Raw genomic sequence first — 16,787 nt, forward strand, 5'->3', positions numbered from 1 at the left:
CGCGAACCCAAAGGCCGGATCGAGAACGGCCCCGGGTGCAGAGGCCCTTGGTCCGGGCAACCGACGCAGACCCGACAAAAAACCGGCGGCGCTTCGGCAAGCGCCGCCGGTCAAGACTGCCTACTACTTGCTCAGCGCGCGCAGCTCGTCGAGCCCGGGTACTGCGTCTCGTCGGCATGCACGACGTTCTGGATCCACTGCTGGATCAGCGCGTGGCCTTCCTCGTCGACAACGCTGCGCGCCAGCGGCGGCATGCGCGCGGCCGGTGTGGTCGCGGTCGGGCCGATGCGGAACTCCATGATCGAATCAGCAGAGTCGCCCGGGTGGATGTCGTAGCGGCGGTTGTCGCTGCCTTCCTCGCCCGTCGCGGTCGGCCGCTTGCAGACGCCGTAGGTGGTGTCGACCTTGCGCAGCGAGTCGAGATAGAAGCCCGTGCTCGCAGCGAAGCCGCTGACGTTGTGGCAATGCTGGCAGTTGGCTTCCAGCCACGACCGCGCACGCGCCTCGATGTCCTGCGGCGAACCGGCCGGGAAGCCGGCGTCGCCAGGCTTGTTGAAGGTCGGTACGCGCTCGATCTTGGTCGCGATCTGGGTGACCGGATCGACGCCGAGATCGCCGGGGCAGCCGATCATCAGACCGTGCGTGCACCAGTACTGGATCTGGTTGACGCCGGCGACCGCGCTCTTGCTCTGTGCCGTCACACGCGTCGATTCCGTGTGATAGGCCTTGTTGAGATTGCGGATGCGCGGGCCGATCGGCGCCGTGCCGGCTTCCTGGTCGGCTCGCGAATGGCAGCTCAGGCACTGGTTCGCGTTCGGCACCAGGTAGCTGTCGGTCGACCCGGTGTGGACGATGCCGGAATCGACGTCGGTGGTCTGCCAGTGCGTCGACACCGTGGCACCGCCGAGCGTGAGCTTGGCGACGTGCTTGCCGTTCTCGGTGCTCCACACGTAGGCGAGGCCATCCCAGCGTGCGACGCCCTTGTTGTTGACGCGCTTGATCAGCAGGCGCGTTTCGACCGGCGTCTCCGTGTCGTTGCCTTCGTCGCGGAACGAGAAGGTCTTGGCGATGATCGTGCCGCTCGGGAACACGACGACCGCATTGGTGCCGTCGGTCTTGGCGTCGCGATAGACCGCCTTGGTGCCGGTCGGCAGGAACAGCACGCGGTACTTCACGGCGTAGTCGGAGAACAGCTTGGTGTTCAGCGAGTACGGCAGGCCATCGCCGTTCGGCGCGCTGGTCGGATCTTCCGCGTCGGCGAACAGATGGTACTGATCGAGCGTCGGGCAGTTGACCTTGGCCGCCTCGAAGTTGACTTCGCCCTGCTTCACGCTGGCACCGCAGAGCTTGGCAATCTGATCGGCGGTCGGCGCCGGATCGTAGTCACCGCTGCGGTGGAACGGCGGAATCACCACGTCCGGCAGCGGCGGCAGATTCTTGCCGTACTGCTGCACGCACTTGTGCGACGACATGTCGAAGTCCGACGGGAACTGCGCGAGCGCAGCCGGATCGAGATTGCTGGAGATGATCAGCTCCAGGCCCTTGGTGCCGTGGAAGTTGGCGTAGGTGATGCTGTCGTTGCTGAACGTGTTGTCGTCGTCGATGCACGAGTACCAATCCGGCAGGATGCGCGGCTTGTCGGACTTGGTCTGGTCGAACTTGTACTGGTTGTAGTGGCAGGACGGATCCGGCACTTCGTTGGTCATGATCGGCTTGCCGCGCTCGTCGTGCGGCACGTCTTCGCCATTGGCGTCCTTCGGATACGGACAGTCCGGGTCGTTCACGTCGAGCAGGCCGTCCCAGAGGATGTGCGCGCCGCGGATATTGAGCAGCGCCGGCGGGCTTGCCTGCAGCAGGGGCGCCGGGCACTTCAGCAGGTTCTGCGGCAGCAGGCAGCCGGCCTGGTTCTTGAGGCCGACGATCGCCGGCAGCAGCTTGGAGATTTCCTGCGACGTGATGTTCTGGATGGTCGGCAGCGTCAGCTGGTTGCCGTTGTTCTTGAAGGTGTTGTGCCAGATGTGCAGACCTTCGGTGTACCAGTCGATGCGGTGTTCGCTCGGCCGGCCGGCGCCGACCGGGAAGATCTCGTAGCTGGTGTGGATGATGCCGGCGGTGTTGTTGTCCTCGAACACGTTGTCGTGCACATCGATGCGATCGTACGCGAGCGTGATCATGCCGCTGCCGGCCGGCACGTTGCCGACGATGCCGCCGGACGTGAAGTTGTAGGTGTTGTTCATCCGCGAGATGTTGTTCTTCATCACGGAGCGGTCGCCGTACTGGCGCAGATTGTCGAGGTCGTAGATCAGGAAGCCACCGGTGTTGCATTCGGCGGTGTTGCTGTCGTACTCGCCACCGCGCACGTTCTCGATCTCGAAGCCGAACACGTTGTAGCGCGAGAGGCTGTTCTTGATGATCGCGGTATTGGTCTGGCCGACGTAGATGCCGGCGTCGGACGCGCCGATCGAGATCGCGTCGTCGATCAGGATGTTCTCGGACGAGACCGGATAGATGCCGTAGCGACCGGACAGCTTGCTGACGGTGTAGTCCGGCGAGCTGGTGTCGCCGAGAATGTTCTGCGGATCGTCCGGGTCCTGCGTTGCCGGATCGGTGCACGGCACATTGAGCAGGCGCGCGTCGTTGCTGAACGCGTTGTCGGCGGTGATCGGCGTCGCGCTCTGGCGACCACCGCCCGACGACCAGATCGCCCGCACGTGCTGCAGGGTGCCGTGATCGACGCCGCGCAGCTCGATGCCGTTGCCGCCGGTGTCGAGCACCGTCAGATCCTGCACGGTCAGGCCCTGCACGTTGACGGCGAGAATGCCTTCCGGCGAATTGTTGTGCTTGAACGACAGCACGGTCTTGTCGCGGCCGCAGCCCTTGACCAGCACGTCTTCGGTATTGGTCAGCTGCAGCGACGACGTCAGCTCGAAATAGCCGCAGCCGAACTCGATGGTGTCGCCGGGTGCGGCCTGCACCATCGCCGCGACCATCTCGCCGGTGGCCGAATCGCCCGGTTCGACCTTGAACACGCGGCCGGTCGGCCCGGTCTGTCCGTCACCGCCACCGTCGCTGCCGGACGGTGACTTGGCCTTGCCGCTGCTGCCGCCGCAGGCGGCGAGCACCAGTGAGAGCGCCGCGCACAGCGCAGCGAGCCTGATCTGTCGAAATGACATGAACCCTTCTCCAACAGCCGCGCTGCGGCTGCCTCTATATTTATGGAAATCCCCGCGCCAGTATATCGGTGCCGCGCGTAGGGCCGCCCGGCCCGGACAGGTAAATTCTGCCCAGAGGGAAACCCGCAGAAACGCACGCCCCTTCACCCGGACGGACTAAGACGAAGCAGGGACTTGCGGCGACCATACCGCTCACGCTCAGGCCGGCAGCCGGGCGGTCTCATCCCTGTTTTCTGGAGGCGGGTCGCAATGGGTGATCAAATCAATCTCAAGGTTCTGCTCGAGTCGCAGACGCTGGAACGCTGCCCGTTCCCGATTCCGACCGGCTGGTACTTCGTCGACTACGCGGACACGCTGAAGGCCGGCGAGATGCGCAATGTCACCTTGTTCGGACAGGAGTGGGTGTTGTTCCGCACCGAATCCGGCAAGCCCGGCATGTCCGATCCGTACTGCCCGCATCTGGGCGCGCACATGGGCCACGGCGGCAAGGTCTGTGGCGAACACATCCGCTGCCCGTTCCATCACTGGGAGTACGACACCGCCGGCTGGTGCAAGAACATCCCGTACGCCAAGGTCACGCCGCCGATCGTCAAGAAGCAGGCGATCCTGCGCACGCTGCCGATGGTCGAGAAGTACGGAATGATGTGGGCCTGGTATCACCCGCTGTGCGAAGCGCCGAGCTTCGAGCTGCCCTACATCCCCGAGATCGAGGACGCCACCGGCTACACCGGTTCGCGTCGCGGCTCGTGGACGGCCGACACCTGCATCCAGGAAATCGCCGAGAACGGCGTCGACGTCGCACATCTGAAGTTCCTGCACGGCGCGCCGGGCATCCCGCCGGTCAGCGCCAGCTACGACGGCCCGGTGATGAAGCTCGACATCGGCCAGGGGTACATCGTCGGCACCGCCTACGGCCCGGGCCTCAACGTCATGCGCTTCAACCAGCACGGCATCACCGCGACGATGATCTCGTACACGCAGCCGATCAGCGCCGAGCAGAGCCGCATGAACATGAGCTTCCGCCATGTCGACTACGCGGAAGGCACGCCGGAGCTGCACGCCTCGAAGAAGGTCATCGATCACATGATCGGTGCCGCCGAAGGCGAGGAAAGCGCCGGCTTCGAAAGCGTCGACTTCATCGTCTGGAACAACAAGAAGTACCGTCCGAACCCGCTGCTCTGCGACGGCGACGGCCCGGTGCTGCAGTTCCGCAAATGGTTCAAGCAGTTCTATCCGGCTGCCGACGCGGCGACGCTCGCCAAGATCTGAGGAAACGCCGGGCGAGCTGCTGCACTCGGCCTCTCGCACAAGGCGGTGCTCAATGTCCTCGCGTACTGCCGTGTACGCTGCGGCTTCTGCTCTGCTCCTCGTGCGGCCTGCCTTCGCTCGCGACGCTTGCTCGGTGTTTCCCAGGGACAATACGCTGCACGCCCCGGTCGCAGGACCGGGGCATTTTTTTGATGGAGTGGTTTGATGACGGCAGTACGGGTAAAAGGCCGCGACGGCACCGAACAGACGGTCGATGCAACGGACGGCATGGCGCTGATGGAATCGCTGCGCGACGCCGGCCTTGGCGTTGAAGGCACCTGTGGCGGGGCGATGTCCTGCGGCACCTGCCATGTCTACGTTGCCGCAGCCTGGGCGGACCGGCTGCCGGCCCGCAGCCAGGACGAAGCCGACATGATCGAAGCGCTCGCCGACTTCGTCGAACTGCGCCCGACCTCGCGCCTGTCATGCCAGATTCCGGTCGACGCCGGCGTTGAAGGTCTGAGCGTCGAAATCGCGCCGCAGGTCTGAATCTTCATCACCCGCCGCGATCGCGATCCGTCGCGATTTCGCGGGCTTGCATGCCGGACCATTGCCGCGCACCGCGCGCTGGTCTCCAATACGCGGCGCCGATGCCGCCCCTTCCCGCCCCTGCCGAGCTGCATGCCACGCTGGTCAGAGAAGGCCATGTCTTCCTGCGCCGCAGCGACATGCTGCAGCAGCTCGCGCCGCATGGTCCGCCGGGCGACTGGACGGCGTTTGCCGCCAGCTGGAACGACATGCCGCTCGACGCCTACATGGCCGACGGTGGCCGCTACCGGCGGCGGCGCTACGGCGTGTTCAGCGCGTACGCCGACGGCAGCATCGTCCGCGAGGCACATCAGCCGCACTGGCAGAGCATCGACTACAACCCGCTGAACGGCGATGTCGCGCGCTGGTTCGAGCCGATCCCCGACGCGGTCGGCGACAGCCTGCAGACCGTGCTGCGCTTTTGCCACGCGACATTCTCGGCGCTGGCACCGGACGTGGCGCACTGGCACGTCGAGGCCCATCAATTCCGCATCGAGGCGGCACCCGATCTCGCCGGTCAGCCAACGCCCGAAGGCGTGCATCGCGACGGCGTCGACTACGTGCTGGTGCTGCTGATCCGGCGCGACAACATCGCCAGCGGCACGACCACGATCCACACGCCGGACGGCAGCCTGCTCGGCAGCTTCACGCTGACCGAGCCCGGCGATGCGACCCTGCTCGACGACGCGCGCGTGTTCCACGGCGTGACGCCGGTCGTCCCGGTCGACGCACGCGAGCCCGCCTATCGCGACGTGCTGGTCCTCACGTTCCGCCGCACCCGCCCGCTGTAGCCGCGCGCCCGGCACGCGCCACCCGCCGGATCCGTTGGCCGGCCGCCCGCGCGCAGTCGCGCTCAGGGTTCGCGGCCGTCGATCTGCCGCACGCCGGGCAACGCCTGCAGGCGCGCGAGGATTTCGGCGGACTCGCGGGCACCGGCCCCGGCCAGCACGATCGTCGCGTCGCCGTGATCGCGCGCCTTGTCGCTCGGCGTGACGATGTATTGCCGGATGTACTTGGCGCGGCCGCCGAGCCGCGCGGTGACGTTGTCGTAGCACAGGCTGGCCTGCGGCCCGCGCAGCTGCAGCAGGCGCGTGCCGCGCCGCTCGAGATAGCGCCGCTCCAGAGGCTTCAGCGCCAGAAGGATGAACAGCATGATCAGCGTCGCCGCACTCGCCGCGCCATAGAGCCCGCCGCCGACCGCCAGACCGAGCGCCGCGACCGCCCACAGACTGGCCGCCGTGGTCAGGCCGCGCACGACCCCGCGCCGCATCAGGATCGCGCCGGCACCGAGGAAGCCGATACCGGAGGCGACTTGGGCGGCGACCCGCGACGGATCGAATGAAGCATGCGGCTGCTGCAGCGCGTCGGCGAAACCCTCGGTCGAGACGATCATGAACAGTGCCGCGCCGACGCAGACCAGCATGTGCGTGCGCAGCCCCGCCCATGACAGGCGTTCCCGCTCGAAGCCGATGACGCCGCCGAACAGGGCCGCCGCCAACAGGCGGACGACGATTTCCATTTCATCGAGCATCGTGGCCTCCTACTCTGCCTTCGGCGCCGCAATGCACCCGTTCGGACGAGGCTGGATCGCGGCCCGACGTTCAGCCTAGAACCTTCCGGGTGTATGCCCGCTTTCTCGGCCAATCCATGGATCTCCCACAAGCCACGACCGCCAGGGTCTTCACACCGCTGCAGATCGGGCCGCTCAGGCTGCGCAACCGCTTCATCAAGTCGGCGACCAACGAGGGCATGGCCAAGGGCGGCGTGCCGTCGAAGATGCTGGTCGAACATCACCGCCGCATCGCTGCCGGCGGCGTCGGCATGACCACGGTCGCCTATTGCGCGGTCAGTCCGGACGGCCGCACCTTCGAAGACCAGGTGTCGCTGAATCGCGAGAGCCTGCCGCACCTGCGCGCGCTGACCGACGCCGTGCATCGCGAAGGCGCGGCGATCTGCGCGCAGATCACGCACGGCGGCGCGTTCACCTTCGTGCCGAAACTGACGACGAAATATCCGCGCTCGGCATCGGGCGGCTTCAATGCCGCCGGCGTGCTCAGCGGCCGCCTGTTCCGTACGGCGATGACACGTCTCGAGATGGAGGCGGTGATCGGTGAGTTCGCCGCCGCCGCCCGGCTGGCGCGCGAAGCCGGCTTCGACGCCGTCGAAATCCACATGGGCCACGGCTATCTGCTCAGCCAGTTCCTGTCGCCGATGTACAACAAGCGCCGCGATGCCTGGGGCGGCACGACCGAGAAACGCGCGCGCTTCCCGGCCGAGGTGCTGCGCGCCGTGCTCGACGCCGTCGGCAACGATCTGGCCGTGACCTGCAAGATCTGCGTGACCGAAGGTGTGAAGAAGGGCGCGAGCGCCGAGGACGCGGCGATCGTCGCCCGCGTGCTGGAAAGCACGGGCGCGCATCTGCTGGTGCTGAGCGGTGGCATGAACGTCGAGTCGCCGTGGGCAATCTTCGGCAGCAAGATGCCGGACGAAGCGGTATCGAGCATCCAGAACACGGTGGTCCGCGTCGCGACCAGGCTGATGCGGCTGTTCGAGCCGAAGATCGAGTTCCGCGAACTGTACTTCCGCGAGCACTCGCAGAAGGTGCGCGCGGCAGTGACGATGCCGCTGGCCTACCTGGGCGGCGCCAAGTCACTGGCCGGCGTCGGGACGGTGATGGCCGACGGCTTCGATGCCGTGGTCATGGGCCGCGCACTGATCCACGACGCCGGGCTGGTCAACAAGTTCCGCGACGGCAGCACCACCGTGTCCGGCTGCACGGCCTGCAATCATTGCGTGGTGATGATGTACACGGCCGGCGGCACCAGCTGCGTGCTGTTCCCGCCGAACGATCCGGAGCTGAACCGCACGCCGGCCGCGGCCTGAGCGCGCCGCCGGCCGGGTTTGCCGCAGCAGACCGCGGCAGAACCGGCCAGTCTCCTACATAGGGGTGAGGCGTCGCCCGGCTCAGGCCGCACAATCTGCCGTGCTTGGGCAAGAGATCGCCACGCCGCGCAGCGGCAGAGGCGATCCGGGGATGACGGCGACGCCCGTCGGGGGGAACGTGCAATGAAGTTCAGATGGATGCTGGCGGTGCTGGCCGCCGTCGCCGCGCTGGCGGGGCTGGGGTATCTGCTGCGCATGACGCAGGGCCTCGACACCAATCTGCATCGTGACCGCCTGACGATGCTGCGCACGGCCGACAACCTCGACGTCTCGCTGAATCGCGCATTCACGCAGACCCGCGCCAGTTCGCTGACCGACGCGGCTGCCGACCGCTCGAAGATCACGGCCGATCTCGGCGCGACACTCGACGCCATGGACAAGGGCCCGCAATCGCTGCGCGGCCTGACGCCGGATCTCGACAAGAAGCTCGACACCTTCCTCGACACCATCGACTCGAAATTCGAACTGGGTTTCGACTTCGAGGCACGCAGCACGCTGCTGACCCAGCGCGCGATCAACGCGATCGACGCCGTGCCGCCCGACATCGCCGCGGTCCGTGCCGCGCTGCCGAAGGACACGCCCGACGATATCCGCGTCCAGCTCGATCACCTGCAGTCGCAGATCACCAACTACGGGGTCAGTCCGACGCCGACCAACGAGCCGGAAATCCGCGCGACGATGAAGGCGCTCGACGATTTCGCCGCCGGCAAGTCCGAGGCGCTGGTCACCAGCACCCACGATCTCGGCGTGCTGATCGACGACCTGCTCGAAGACAAGGGCGACCTGGTGCGCATGTACCACGAGTTCCTCAACCGGCCGACCGGCGAACAGTTGCAGGCGGTCGAGCAGGCGTATCTGGGCTGGTACGAAAAGCAGCTCGCGGTCATCAATCAGTACCGTCTGTACCTCGGCGCCTATGCGGCGATCCTGCTGCTGATTCTCGGCTGGCTGGGCCTGCGCCTGCGCCGCAGCTTCAGCGAACTCGACCGCGCCCATGCCGACCTGCTGCACGCCAACGAACATCTGGAAGAACAGGTCGAAGCGCGCACGCATGACCTGTCCGCGGCCCTCAACGATCTGCAGGCTTCACAGGCACAGCTGGTGCAATCGGAGAAGATGGCGTCGCTCGGCCAGATGGTCGCGGGCGTCGCACACGAGATCAACACGCCGCTCGGGTATGCGCGCAGCAATGCCGACATCGTGCGCACCTCGCTCGCCGACATCCGCCAGCTGTGCGGCGCGCAGAGCAAGGCGCTGCACCTGCTGACCAGCGAAGAAGCACGGGAAGAAGACGTCGCGCATGCGCTGAGCGCGGCGCAGGCGCTTGGCGAATCGATCAACGCCGAGGAGCTGGCCGGCGATCTCGACGGCCTGCTGGCGGATACCGATCACGGTCTGTCGCAGATCGCCGAACTGGTCGGCAGCCTCAAGGACTTCTCGCGCGTCGACCGCTCGCGCAGCGATCTGTTCAACGTCAACGACGGCCTCGACGCGGCGTTGAAGATCTGCCACAACCAGCTCAAGGGGCGTGTCGAGGTCGTGCGCCAGTACGGAGAACTGCCGCAGATCGAGTGCTCACCGTCGCAGCTCAACCAGATCTTCCTCAATCTGATCACCAACGCCGGCCAGGCGATCGAGAACAGCGGCCGCATCTACCTGCACACGCAGGCCGAGGCCGACGGCGTCGCGATCCGCATTCTCGACAACGGCATCGGCATGAGCGAAGACGTGCGGGCACGCATCTTCGAGCCGTTCTTCACCACCAAGCCGGTTGGCAAGGGCACGGGCCTCGGCTTGTCGATCGTGTTCCGCATCATCGAAGATCATGGCGGCAGCATCGAAGTGCGCTCGGCACCCGGCAAGGGCAGTGCGTTTACGATCCGCCTGCCCTTGCGCCAGAATCGCAAGTCCGGGACCGTTGCCGAAAGCAGTCCCCCCGACGACGTCGCCGTCGCCGTCGCCGTCGCCGCCTGAACCTGACGCACCGAGTGACCGACATCATGACTGAAGCTCCAGCCGCCAAAGCCCGCGTCCTGTTCGTCGATGACGAGCCACGCGTGCTGACGACGATGCGCATCCTGTTCCGCGCCCGCTACGAGGTGTTCTTCGCGGAAAGTGGCGCCGCCGCGCTGGAACTGCTGAAGTCGCAGCCGGTCGACGTCATCGTCAGCGACCAGCGCATGCCGGGCATGACCGGCATCGAAATGCTGCGCACCGCACGCGAGCTGAATCCCAATGCGATGCGCATCCTGCTGACCGGCTACTCGGACCTGAATGCGATCATCGGTTCGATCAACGAAGGCGAGATCTTCCGTTTCATCAACAAGCCGTGGTCGAACGACGATCTGACGACCACCGTCGCGCGCGCCGTCAGCGCGGCACGCGCCACGCAGGCGGTGGCCGCCAGGGCCGGCGATCCGAACGCCGTCGCGGCGATGGCCGCCGACAGCGCCAGCGGCACGCCCGGCGTGCTGGTGCTCGACGACGATCCGGCCGTGCCACCGAAAATCCAGGCCATCCTCGGCGGCGACTTCCGTGTGTTCGGCGCAACCTCGATGGACGCCGCCGTCACGCATCTGGAGAAAGAGGCGATCGGCGTCGTGATTTCCGATACGCGCGTCAAGGACAATGCCGTCGTCAGCCTGATCGGCACGCTCAAGCAGCATCGGCCGGAACTGGTGTCGGTGATCCTCACCGAACGGGCCGACGCCGGCAGTGCAATCGAACTGATCAACCAGGGTCAGATCTATCGCTTCATCACCAAGCCGATCCACGACAGCCAGTGCAAGATCGCCGTCAATTCGGCGCAGAAACAGCACCAGCGCCTCGCGCAAAGCCCCGAGCTGACACGGCGCTACGAAGTCGAGCAGACCCCCGAACCGCCGCCCGGCACCGCGACGGTCAATGTCGGCCTGCTGGAACGCGTGAAGACCCTGCGCAGCTGGGCCCGCCGCTGGGTGTGAGCCGGCGCCGCCCCGCTTGCGGAACCGGCGGCGCCTGCCGACGCCGATCTTTTCAGAAGCAGAGAGAAGCCCGTCGCCTCGCAAGGCAAATAAGGGCCGGATCAAGTCACGTCGCCATCGAGACGAGCCAGGCACTCACCCGCCGCCGCCGCAAGGCCGCCCCCGCCCCGACAGGCACTAGTTCAAACAGATGAAGCCGCGTTCTGCGGCCGCGCCTACTGTCGTTCGCTCATCAAGAACGAACGAGGAGAACGGCGCGATGAGTGCTGAACACGACGTCGTCAGCGGTGCGGTCTGGGATCAGTTCTGCGACACGCTCAAGCGTGCCGGCCAGCAGATTCTCCGACCGGAAGCGGCCAGCAGTCCGCTCGATCGCGCCGAAGGCTGGCGCTATCTGACGCGCCTGCTGCGCATCGGCCTGGAGATGCATCTGGAATTCGCCGACCCGGACTTTCCCGGCTTCTTCCTGCCCTCGCACGAGACCGGCAAGATCGGCGCCGACAACCCGGACAATCTCTACGCGTTCGCCAAGGTCAAGGGCGACAACGACTACGTGATCCGCGGCAATCGCGGCACGGTCTCGTACCTGAGCATCGGTACCCAGAAAGGCGGCTACGAAACCGACGGCAAGATGGAACCGACCGGCTTCATCGACGTCAAGGATCTGCAGCTCGATGCCGACGGCAATTTCGAAGTCCGCGTCAGCCGCCACAAGCCGGCGCACGGCAACTGGCTGCCGATGGAAAGCGCCAGCAACGCGGTGATCGTTCGCCAGACCTTCCTCGACCGCAAGTCGGAAAGCCCGGCGATCCTGGCAATCTCGCGCGATGGCAGCGATGCGCAGCCGGCGCCGCTGTCGGCCGAACGGCTGGCTGCGGGCCTCGCCAATACCGCGCGCTTCGTCGAAGGCACGGCGACCGTGTTCGCAAACTGGGCGCAGGGTTATCTGCCGAACGAGAACAAGCTGCCGCCCGCCGATCAGGCGGTCTGCCAGGCCACCGGCGGTGATCCGAACATCTTCTACTACCACGCCGCCTGGAAGCTGGCGCCGGACGAGGCGCTGGTGATCCGCATTCCGCGCATTCCCGATTGCCGCTTCTGGAACCTGCAGATCAACAACTGGTGGATGGAGTCGCTCGACTACCGATACCACGACATTCACGTCAACAAGCACAGCGCGCGGATCGCGGCGGACGGCTCCTGCACGATCGTGCTCTCGCATCGCGATCCGGGTGTCGCCAACTGGCTGGAGACCGCCGGCCACGAGCGCGGCACGATGTGCATGCGCTGGGTCGGCGCCAGCGAACACGTGCATCCGAGCACCCGGCTCGTCAAACACGATCAGCTCGGTCCGCTGCTCGCAGGAGCCCTCGCGGCATGACACAGAACACTTTCATCGCCGATGAACTGATCGCCGAAGCGCGCGCCGCCAATGACGGGCTCGTCGATTTCGGCACCCCCGATGTGCGCCCAGGCCTCGAAAAGCTCTGCGCGGCGCTGGACAGCGACGCCAGGCTGACCGACACCGGCCGCTATCTGATGCGGCAGAAGATCGTCACGCAGCTCGGCAACCGCCTGCGCATCGAAGACTACTTCGCGAAGCACCCGGAGATCGCCGACGAACAGATCGCGGCGCCGATCGTTATCGTCGGCGTGCCGCGCACCGGCACGACCAAGCTGCATCGCCTGCTGTCGCGTGATCCGCGCTTCTACTGGATGTCGTTCTGGGAATCGCAGTTTCCGGTGCCGTTCGCCAGCGAAACGCTGACCGAACCGAATGCGCGCATCAGGGAAGGCCGCGCGATGTGCGATCTGATGACCACCGCGATGCCGAAGCTTGCGGCCATGCATCCGATGTATGCCGACGAAGCCGACGAGGAGGTGATGCTGACCGAGCACACGTTCATGTCCGCCTACAACGCCTATGCCGACGTGCCGAGCTACATGCGCTGGCTCGACGCGCAGGACCAGACCGTCGTCTATCGCTTCCTGCGTCGCGGCCTGCAGTTCCTGCAGTGGCAGAAGCGCCAGCGCGGCGTCACCGCCGAACGCTGGGTGCTGAAAGCGCCGCATCATCTGCTGCGCATGGACATCCTGCTCAAGGTGTTTCCGGGTGCCAAAGTCATCATCACGCATCGCGATCCGCTGCAGAGCATTCCGTCGATCGCCAGTTTCATTCACACCCTGTGGTGCATCTACAGCGATCAAGCCAGCGCCGAACGCGCCGGCCACGAGTGGAGCGAGCTGATGCAGCGCGCACTGACGCACGCCACCCGCGTCCGCGAACGCATGCCCGCGCAGTTCCTCGACGTGCAATTCCGCGACACCGTCAAGCGCCCGATGGACGTCGTGCACGACATCTATCGCTGGCTCGATCTGCCCTTGCCCGCCGACGCCGAGCTGGCGATGCGGACCTGGCTGGCGGCCGACGAGAAGACGCACCAGGGCGGCCACAACTACACCGCCCCGCAGTTCGGGCTCTCCGACGAACAGCTGCGCCGCGATTTTGCCGACTACCGCGCGCACTACGTCGAAGTCGCGGCCAGCACGGCCTGAGGAGCGAGCAGCAGTTCGCCAACGCACGCAGTGGTGAATCCGGATCGATTCCCGCTCCGCCTTTGGAGTCGGTGGTTTTGGATAAGTTGGAGCGTTCGAGAGCGGTCGGCTTGCAAAGGCACCCACCTCCCCTGGCCCCTCCGCCCGGAGGGCAGAGGGGAAATGATGGACTGGCGGAAGTCTGGGTCCGTGATCCAACGTCACCTCCTCTCCACCCGTGCGGAGAGGTTGGTGGGAGAGACGGGTCGGTCGAGCGGGGTTCGACTTGCGGAGGCGCCCACCTCCCCTGGCTCCTTGGCCCGGAAGGCCGAAGGGCAATGATGGGCCGCCGGTAGAGGTTGGGGTCTGTGACCCGGTCACTCCCTCTCCGCCCGGGCGGAGAGGGTTGGGGTGAGGTGGGCGCGCTCGAAGAGCGCCATCACCCCGCAAGGATCTGGCAGCACGCATTGCGCATCACCACGACATTACGAACCGAGGAGTCATCCATGTTGCTGAAGGACAAGATCGTCATCGTTTCCGGCATCGGCCCGGGCCTGGGTGTGAAGCTTGCGGTCGAAGCGGCACGCGAGGGCGCCAAGGGCGTCGTCGTCGCGGCGCGTTCGCAGGACAAGCTCGACGATGCCGAGGCACGCATCAAGGCGCTGGGGGGCAAGACCGAGATTCTCAAGCAGACCTGCGACATCACCAGCCGGGAGCAGTGCGACGCGCTGGCGGCAGCGGCGGCGAAGCGCTTCGGCAAGGTCGACGCGCTCGTCAACAGCGCCTTCGTGCACGGCGACATGGATTACGCCTCGACCGCGAATCTCGACAGCTGGCGCGACACGCTGGAAACCAATCTGCTCGGCACCCTGCGCCTGACACAGGCGACCGTGCCGCACATCGGCCGCGGCGGTGCGATCGTCATGATCAACACCATGGCCGCGCGCAAGATTCCGCCGCTCGGCGAAGCCGGTTACGCGGCCTCGAAGGCGGCGCTCGGCAATTCGGTGAAATGGCTGGCCAAGGAACTCGGCCCCAAGGGCATCCGCGTCAATTCCGTGCACATGGGCTGGATGTGGGGCGCGCCGGTCGAGGGCTACGTCAACTGGCAGGCGCAGGAACACAAGATCCCGGTCGAGACGCTGAAGGCGCAGATCGCCGCCGACATTCCGCTCGGCCACATTCCCACCGACGACGACTGCGCCAAGGCGGCGCTGTTCATGGTGTCCGACTACGCGGCGGCGGTCACCGGCGCGGCGCTCGACGCCAACGGCGGCGCGTTCATGCCCTGATTTTCCGCCGTATGCCGCCGCGGCCACTCCGGCCGCGGCGGCGATGCGATATACAGGCAGCATGGAAAAGATCATCTATCTGCTGTGGCGCGATCCGCAGCAAGACCGGGCGGCCCATGCCGCGCAGCTCCGTGAACAGCTGGCGCCGGCACTGCAGCGGGCCGGCGCGCGCAGCGTGCGTCTCAATCTCGACGACGCCGACGTCGGCGCGGCGGCCGGCCTGCGCCAGAAGGCGTTCAATGTGCAGCCGGACGCCTTTGCGCAGGTCTGGGTGGACAGCGCGATCGGCTTCCTGCGTCAGGACATCGACGCAGCGATCCGCGCCAATGTCGCCAGCTACGCCGGCTACCTGGTCACCGAATCGGCGGCCATCGTCAATCGCGCACATCCGCCGACGCCCGGCCTGCGCACCTACGGCTTCGCGCAAATGGCGATCCTGCGTCGGCCGGCGCGCCTCAGCCATGCGCAATGGCTGGACGTCTGGCACAACACGCACACCATCGTCGGCATCGAGACGCAGTCGAACTTCGAGTACATCCAGAACGTCGTCGTGCAGCCACTGCGCGACCGCGCGCCGGCGCTGGAGGCCTTCGTCGAGGAATGCTTCCCGCCGGAAGCGATGAACGATCCTTACGTGTTCTTCGATGCGGTCGGCGACGAAGCGAAGTTCAAACGCAATCTCGACCGGATGATGGAAAGCGTGCATCGCTTCATCGACATGGACTCGATCGACGTGCTGCCGACCAGCCAGTATCAGATGTTCTGAGAATCCGTCTTTCCGACTGCGTGCAGCAGCCGATATTTCGCTGCCGGCGCTTGCGGCGCCGCGAGCACCGGGACTGAAGCAGCCAGACCGGTGACGGTCTGAACAAGGACCGGCTTCGTCACGGCAGAAAGCCGAAGGCGACGATGCAATCCGGCGGCCTCCCTGCGCAAACGGTGCATCCGGATCGCCGCGGCCGCTGGCGGCCCCGCGATGACGGACTTATTCGGCGGCTCTCTGGGCGGCCGGGTCCTGCCAGATCGCGGCGGCGGTCGGATCGATCTCGGCGAGCAGGCGATTGAGCAGCGACTTCAGCACCGGCGCGTCCGGGCCCAGACGTTCGAGCACCTGCGACTCCAGCGCCTTGGCGCGCGAGATCAGGCGCAGCGCGACATCGCGGCCGTGCTCGGTCAGCTCGTAGGCGACGCCGTCGCGATTGCGGGCCGCGGCGAGCGTGCGCGCGACCAGCGAATCGAGCGCCTGCTTGCGGCGGTCGTCCAGCACGCCGGCCATGCCTTCGGCGAGTTCCTGCGCGGTCAGCACCGGCTTCAGGGTCAGCGTCGACAGGACGTAGAACTCCATGTCGTTGATGCCTTCGGCGTCGAGCGCGTCGCGCAGCTCGGCAAAGAAGCGGAAGTGGCTGCGGCCGAGCAGGTAGCCGAGAAAGTCTTCCGAGAAACTGCCGGCCAGATGCGCGGCGCGCGGTTTCACGTCGGGCGCATCGCGGCGCGTCGCGTGTGCGTAACGGCCGCCGTGGAACACCAGCGGGGCGCTTTCGGCGCGATCGAAGCCCAGCACTTCGCCGACGAAGATCTGATGATCGCCGCCCTCGTACTGGAACGCCGTGCGGCACTGGAAGCGCGCGGTACAGCCGCGCAGCAGGGGCGTGTTGCCGTGCCCGGTTTCGATGTCGAGACCGGCGAACTTGTCGATGCCGCGCCTGGCGAAGCGCGCCGACAGTTCTTCCTGATCGGTGGCCAGCACATGCACCGCCCAGTACTCGGCGGCGCGGAACACATCGAGGCTGGCGGAGGTGTTGGCAAGGCTCCACAGCACCAGCGGCGGCGTTAGCGAAACCGAGTTGAAACTGTTGGCGGTGAGACCGATCGGCGTCCCGTCGGCCGCGCGCGCGGTGATGATGGTGACACCGGTCGCGAACGTGCCGAGCGCCTTGCGGAATTCCGTCGGGTCAAAAGCCTGGGCCGTCATCGATCTACCGTTTGCAAATCGTTGCCGCGAAAAGCGTCTGCGCGGCGGGAGGAGGCCTACCGCGCAGACCAGA

The 16,787-nt window shown here is 66.3% G+C and carries 13 protein-coding genes; 10 read left to right on the forward strand and 3 right to left on the reverse strand.

Annotated features, from left to right (window positions below):
- Positions 1-131: 131 nt before the first annotated feature.
- Complete coding sequence (locus G7Y85_RS13185; protein ID WP_166257757.1) at positions 132-3,173, reverse strand: parallel beta-helix domain-containing protein; 3,042 nt, start codon at positions 3,171-3,173, stop codon at positions 132-134.
- Between the two features lie 249 nt (positions 3,174-3,422).
- On the opposite strand from G7Y85_RS13185, the gene G7Y85_RS13190 reads away from it, so the two are divergent.
- The 3 genes from G7Y85_RS13190 to G7Y85_RS13200 all read left to right on the forward strand — a co-directional run bounded on the left by G7Y85_RS13190 (position 3,423) and on the right by G7Y85_RS13200 (position 5,800).
- A complete protein-coding gene (locus G7Y85_RS13190; protein WP_166257760.1) occupies positions 3,423-4,442 on the forward strand; it encodes an aromatic ring-hydroxylating oxygenase subunit alpha in 1,020 nt (339 codons plus the stop codon).
- A 204-nt stretch (positions 4,443-4,646) separates the two neighbouring features.
- Positions 4,647-4,970 carry a 2Fe-2S iron-sulfur cluster-binding protein gene (locus G7Y85_RS13195; RefSeq protein WP_166257763.1) on the forward strand — a complete coding sequence of 108 codons (324 nt, stop codon included), beginning with the start codon at positions 4,647-4,649 and terminating at the stop codon, positions 4,968-4,970.
- A gap of 101 nt (positions 4,971-5,071) precedes the next feature.
- A complete protein-coding gene (locus G7Y85_RS13200; protein WP_166257766.1) occupies positions 5,072-5,800 on the forward strand; it encodes a 2OG-Fe dioxygenase family protein in 729 nt (242 codons plus the stop codon).
- 62 nt (positions 5,801-5,862) lie between these two features.
- Here the strand turns inward: G7Y85_RS13200 and G7Y85_RS13205 are convergent, their stop codons facing one another.
- Entirely contained in the window at positions 5,863-6,540 is a 678-nt protein-coding gene (locus tag G7Y85_RS13205) for an MgtC/SapB family protein (RefSeq protein ID WP_166257769.1), read from the reverse strand.
- A gap of 116 nt (positions 6,541-6,656) precedes the next feature.
- Between G7Y85_RS13205 and G7Y85_RS13210 the strand changes: the two genes are divergently transcribed.
- The 7 genes from G7Y85_RS13210 (at position 6,657) to G7Y85_RS13240 (ending at position 15,508) form a co-directional block, all read left to right on the forward strand.
- Positions 6,657-7,892, forward strand: coding sequence for an NADH:flavin oxidoreductase (locus tag G7Y85_RS13210; RefSeq protein WP_166257772.1), 1,236 nt, complete (start codon positions 6,657-6,659; stop codon positions 7,890-7,892).
- 183 nt (positions 7,893-8,075) lie between these two features.
- Positions 8,076-9,926, forward strand: a complete 1,851-nt coding sequence (locus tag G7Y85_RS13215; RefSeq protein WP_166257775.1) for a DAHL domain-containing sensor histidine kinase — start codon at positions 8,076-8,078, stop codon at positions 9,924-9,926.
- Between the two features lie 26 nt (positions 9,927-9,952).
- Positions 9,953-10,915, forward strand: coding sequence for a response regulator (locus G7Y85_RS13220; protein WP_166257778.1), 963 nt, complete (start codon positions 9,953-9,955; stop codon positions 10,913-10,915).
- A gap of 259 nt (positions 10,916-11,174) precedes the next feature.
- Complete coding sequence (locus tag G7Y85_RS13225; RefSeq protein WP_166257781.1) at positions 11,175-12,296, forward strand: DUF1214 domain-containing protein; 1,122 nt, start codon at positions 11,175-11,177, stop codon at positions 12,294-12,296.
- Positions 12,293-13,471, forward strand: coding sequence for a sulfotransferase family protein (locus G7Y85_RS13230; protein WP_166257784.1), 1,179 nt, complete (start codon positions 12,293-12,295; stop codon positions 13,469-13,471). Before G7Y85_RS13225 ends, G7Y85_RS13230 begins: the two co-directional genes overlap by 4 nt.
- 485 nt (positions 13,472-13,956) lie before the next feature.
- A complete protein-coding gene (locus tag G7Y85_RS13235) occupies positions 13,957-14,742 on the forward strand; it encodes an SDR family oxidoreductase (protein WP_166257787.1) in 786 nt (261 codons plus the stop codon).
- Positions 14,743-14,803: 61 nt separating this feature from the next.
- Positions 14,804-15,508 carry an EthD domain-containing protein gene (locus G7Y85_RS13240; protein WP_166257790.1) on the forward strand — a complete coding sequence of 235 codons (705 nt, stop codon included), beginning with the start codon at positions 14,804-14,806 and terminating at the stop codon, positions 15,506-15,508.
- A gap of 219 nt (positions 15,509-15,727) precedes the next feature.
- On the opposite strand, the gene G7Y85_RS13245 is transcribed toward G7Y85_RS13240, so the two are convergent.
- The gene (locus tag G7Y85_RS13245) at positions 15,728-16,714 is read right to left on the reverse strand and encodes a flavin reductase (RefSeq protein WP_166257793.1); all 987 of its coding nucleotides are present in this window, start codon (positions 16,712-16,714) and stop codon (positions 15,728-15,730) included.
- Positions 16,715-16,787: the final 73 nt, after the last annotated feature.

The organism is Solimonas terrae (assembly GCF_011067135.1).
In the GTDB taxonomy this organism is placed as follows: Bacteria; Pseudomonadota; Gammaproteobacteria; order Nevskiales; family Nevskiaceae; genus Solimonas; species Solimonas terrae.

Bases quoted from the DNA above. Each gene is read 5' to 3' on its own strand.
- G7Y85_RS13185 (WP_166257757.1), bottom strand. From the start codon at position 3,173: ATGTCATTTCGACAGATCAGGCTCGCTGCGCTGTGCGCGGCGCTCTCA.
- G7Y85_RS13190 (WP_166257760.1), top strand. From the start codon at position 3,423: ATGGGTGATCAAATCAATCTCAAGGTTCTGCTCGAGTCGCAGACGCTG.
- G7Y85_RS13195 (WP_166257763.1), top strand. From the start codon at position 4,647: ATGACGGCAGTACGGGTAAAAGGCCGCGACGGCACCGAACAGACGGTC.
- G7Y85_RS13200 (WP_166257766.1), top strand. From the start codon at position 5,072: ATGCCGCCCCTTCCCGCCCCTGCCGAGCTGCATGCCACGCTGGTCAGA.
- G7Y85_RS13205 (WP_166257769.1), bottom strand. From the start codon at position 6,540: ATGCTCGATGAAATGGAAATCGTCGTCCGCCTGTTGGCGGCGGCCCTG.
- G7Y85_RS13210 (WP_166257772.1), top strand. From the start codon at position 6,657: ATGGATCTCCCACAAGCCACGACCGCCAGGGTCTTCACACCGCTGCAG.
- G7Y85_RS13215 (WP_166257775.1), top strand. From the start codon at position 8,076: ATGAAGTTCAGATGGATGCTGGCGGTGCTGGCCGCCGTCGCCGCGCTG.
- G7Y85_RS13220 (WP_166257778.1), top strand. From the start codon at position 9,953: ATGACTGAAGCTCCAGCCGCCAAAGCCCGCGTCCTGTTCGTCGATGAC.
- G7Y85_RS13225 (WP_166257781.1), top strand. From the start codon at position 11,175: ATGAGTGCTGAACACGACGTCGTCAGCGGTGCGGTCTGGGATCAGTTC.
- G7Y85_RS13230 (WP_166257784.1), top strand. From the start codon at position 12,293: ATGACACAGAACACTTTCATCGCCGATGAACTGATCGCCGAAGCGCGC.
- G7Y85_RS13235 (WP_166257787.1), top strand. From the start codon at position 13,957: ATGTTGCTGAAGGACAAGATCGTCATCGTTTCCGGCATCGGCCCGGGC.
- G7Y85_RS13240 (WP_166257790.1), top strand. From the start codon at position 14,804: ATGGAAAAGATCATCTATCTGCTGTGGCGCGATCCGCAGCAAGACCGG.
- G7Y85_RS13245 (WP_166257793.1), bottom strand. From the start codon at position 16,714: ATGACGGCCCAGGCTTTTGACCCGACGGAATTCCGCAAGGCGCTCGGC.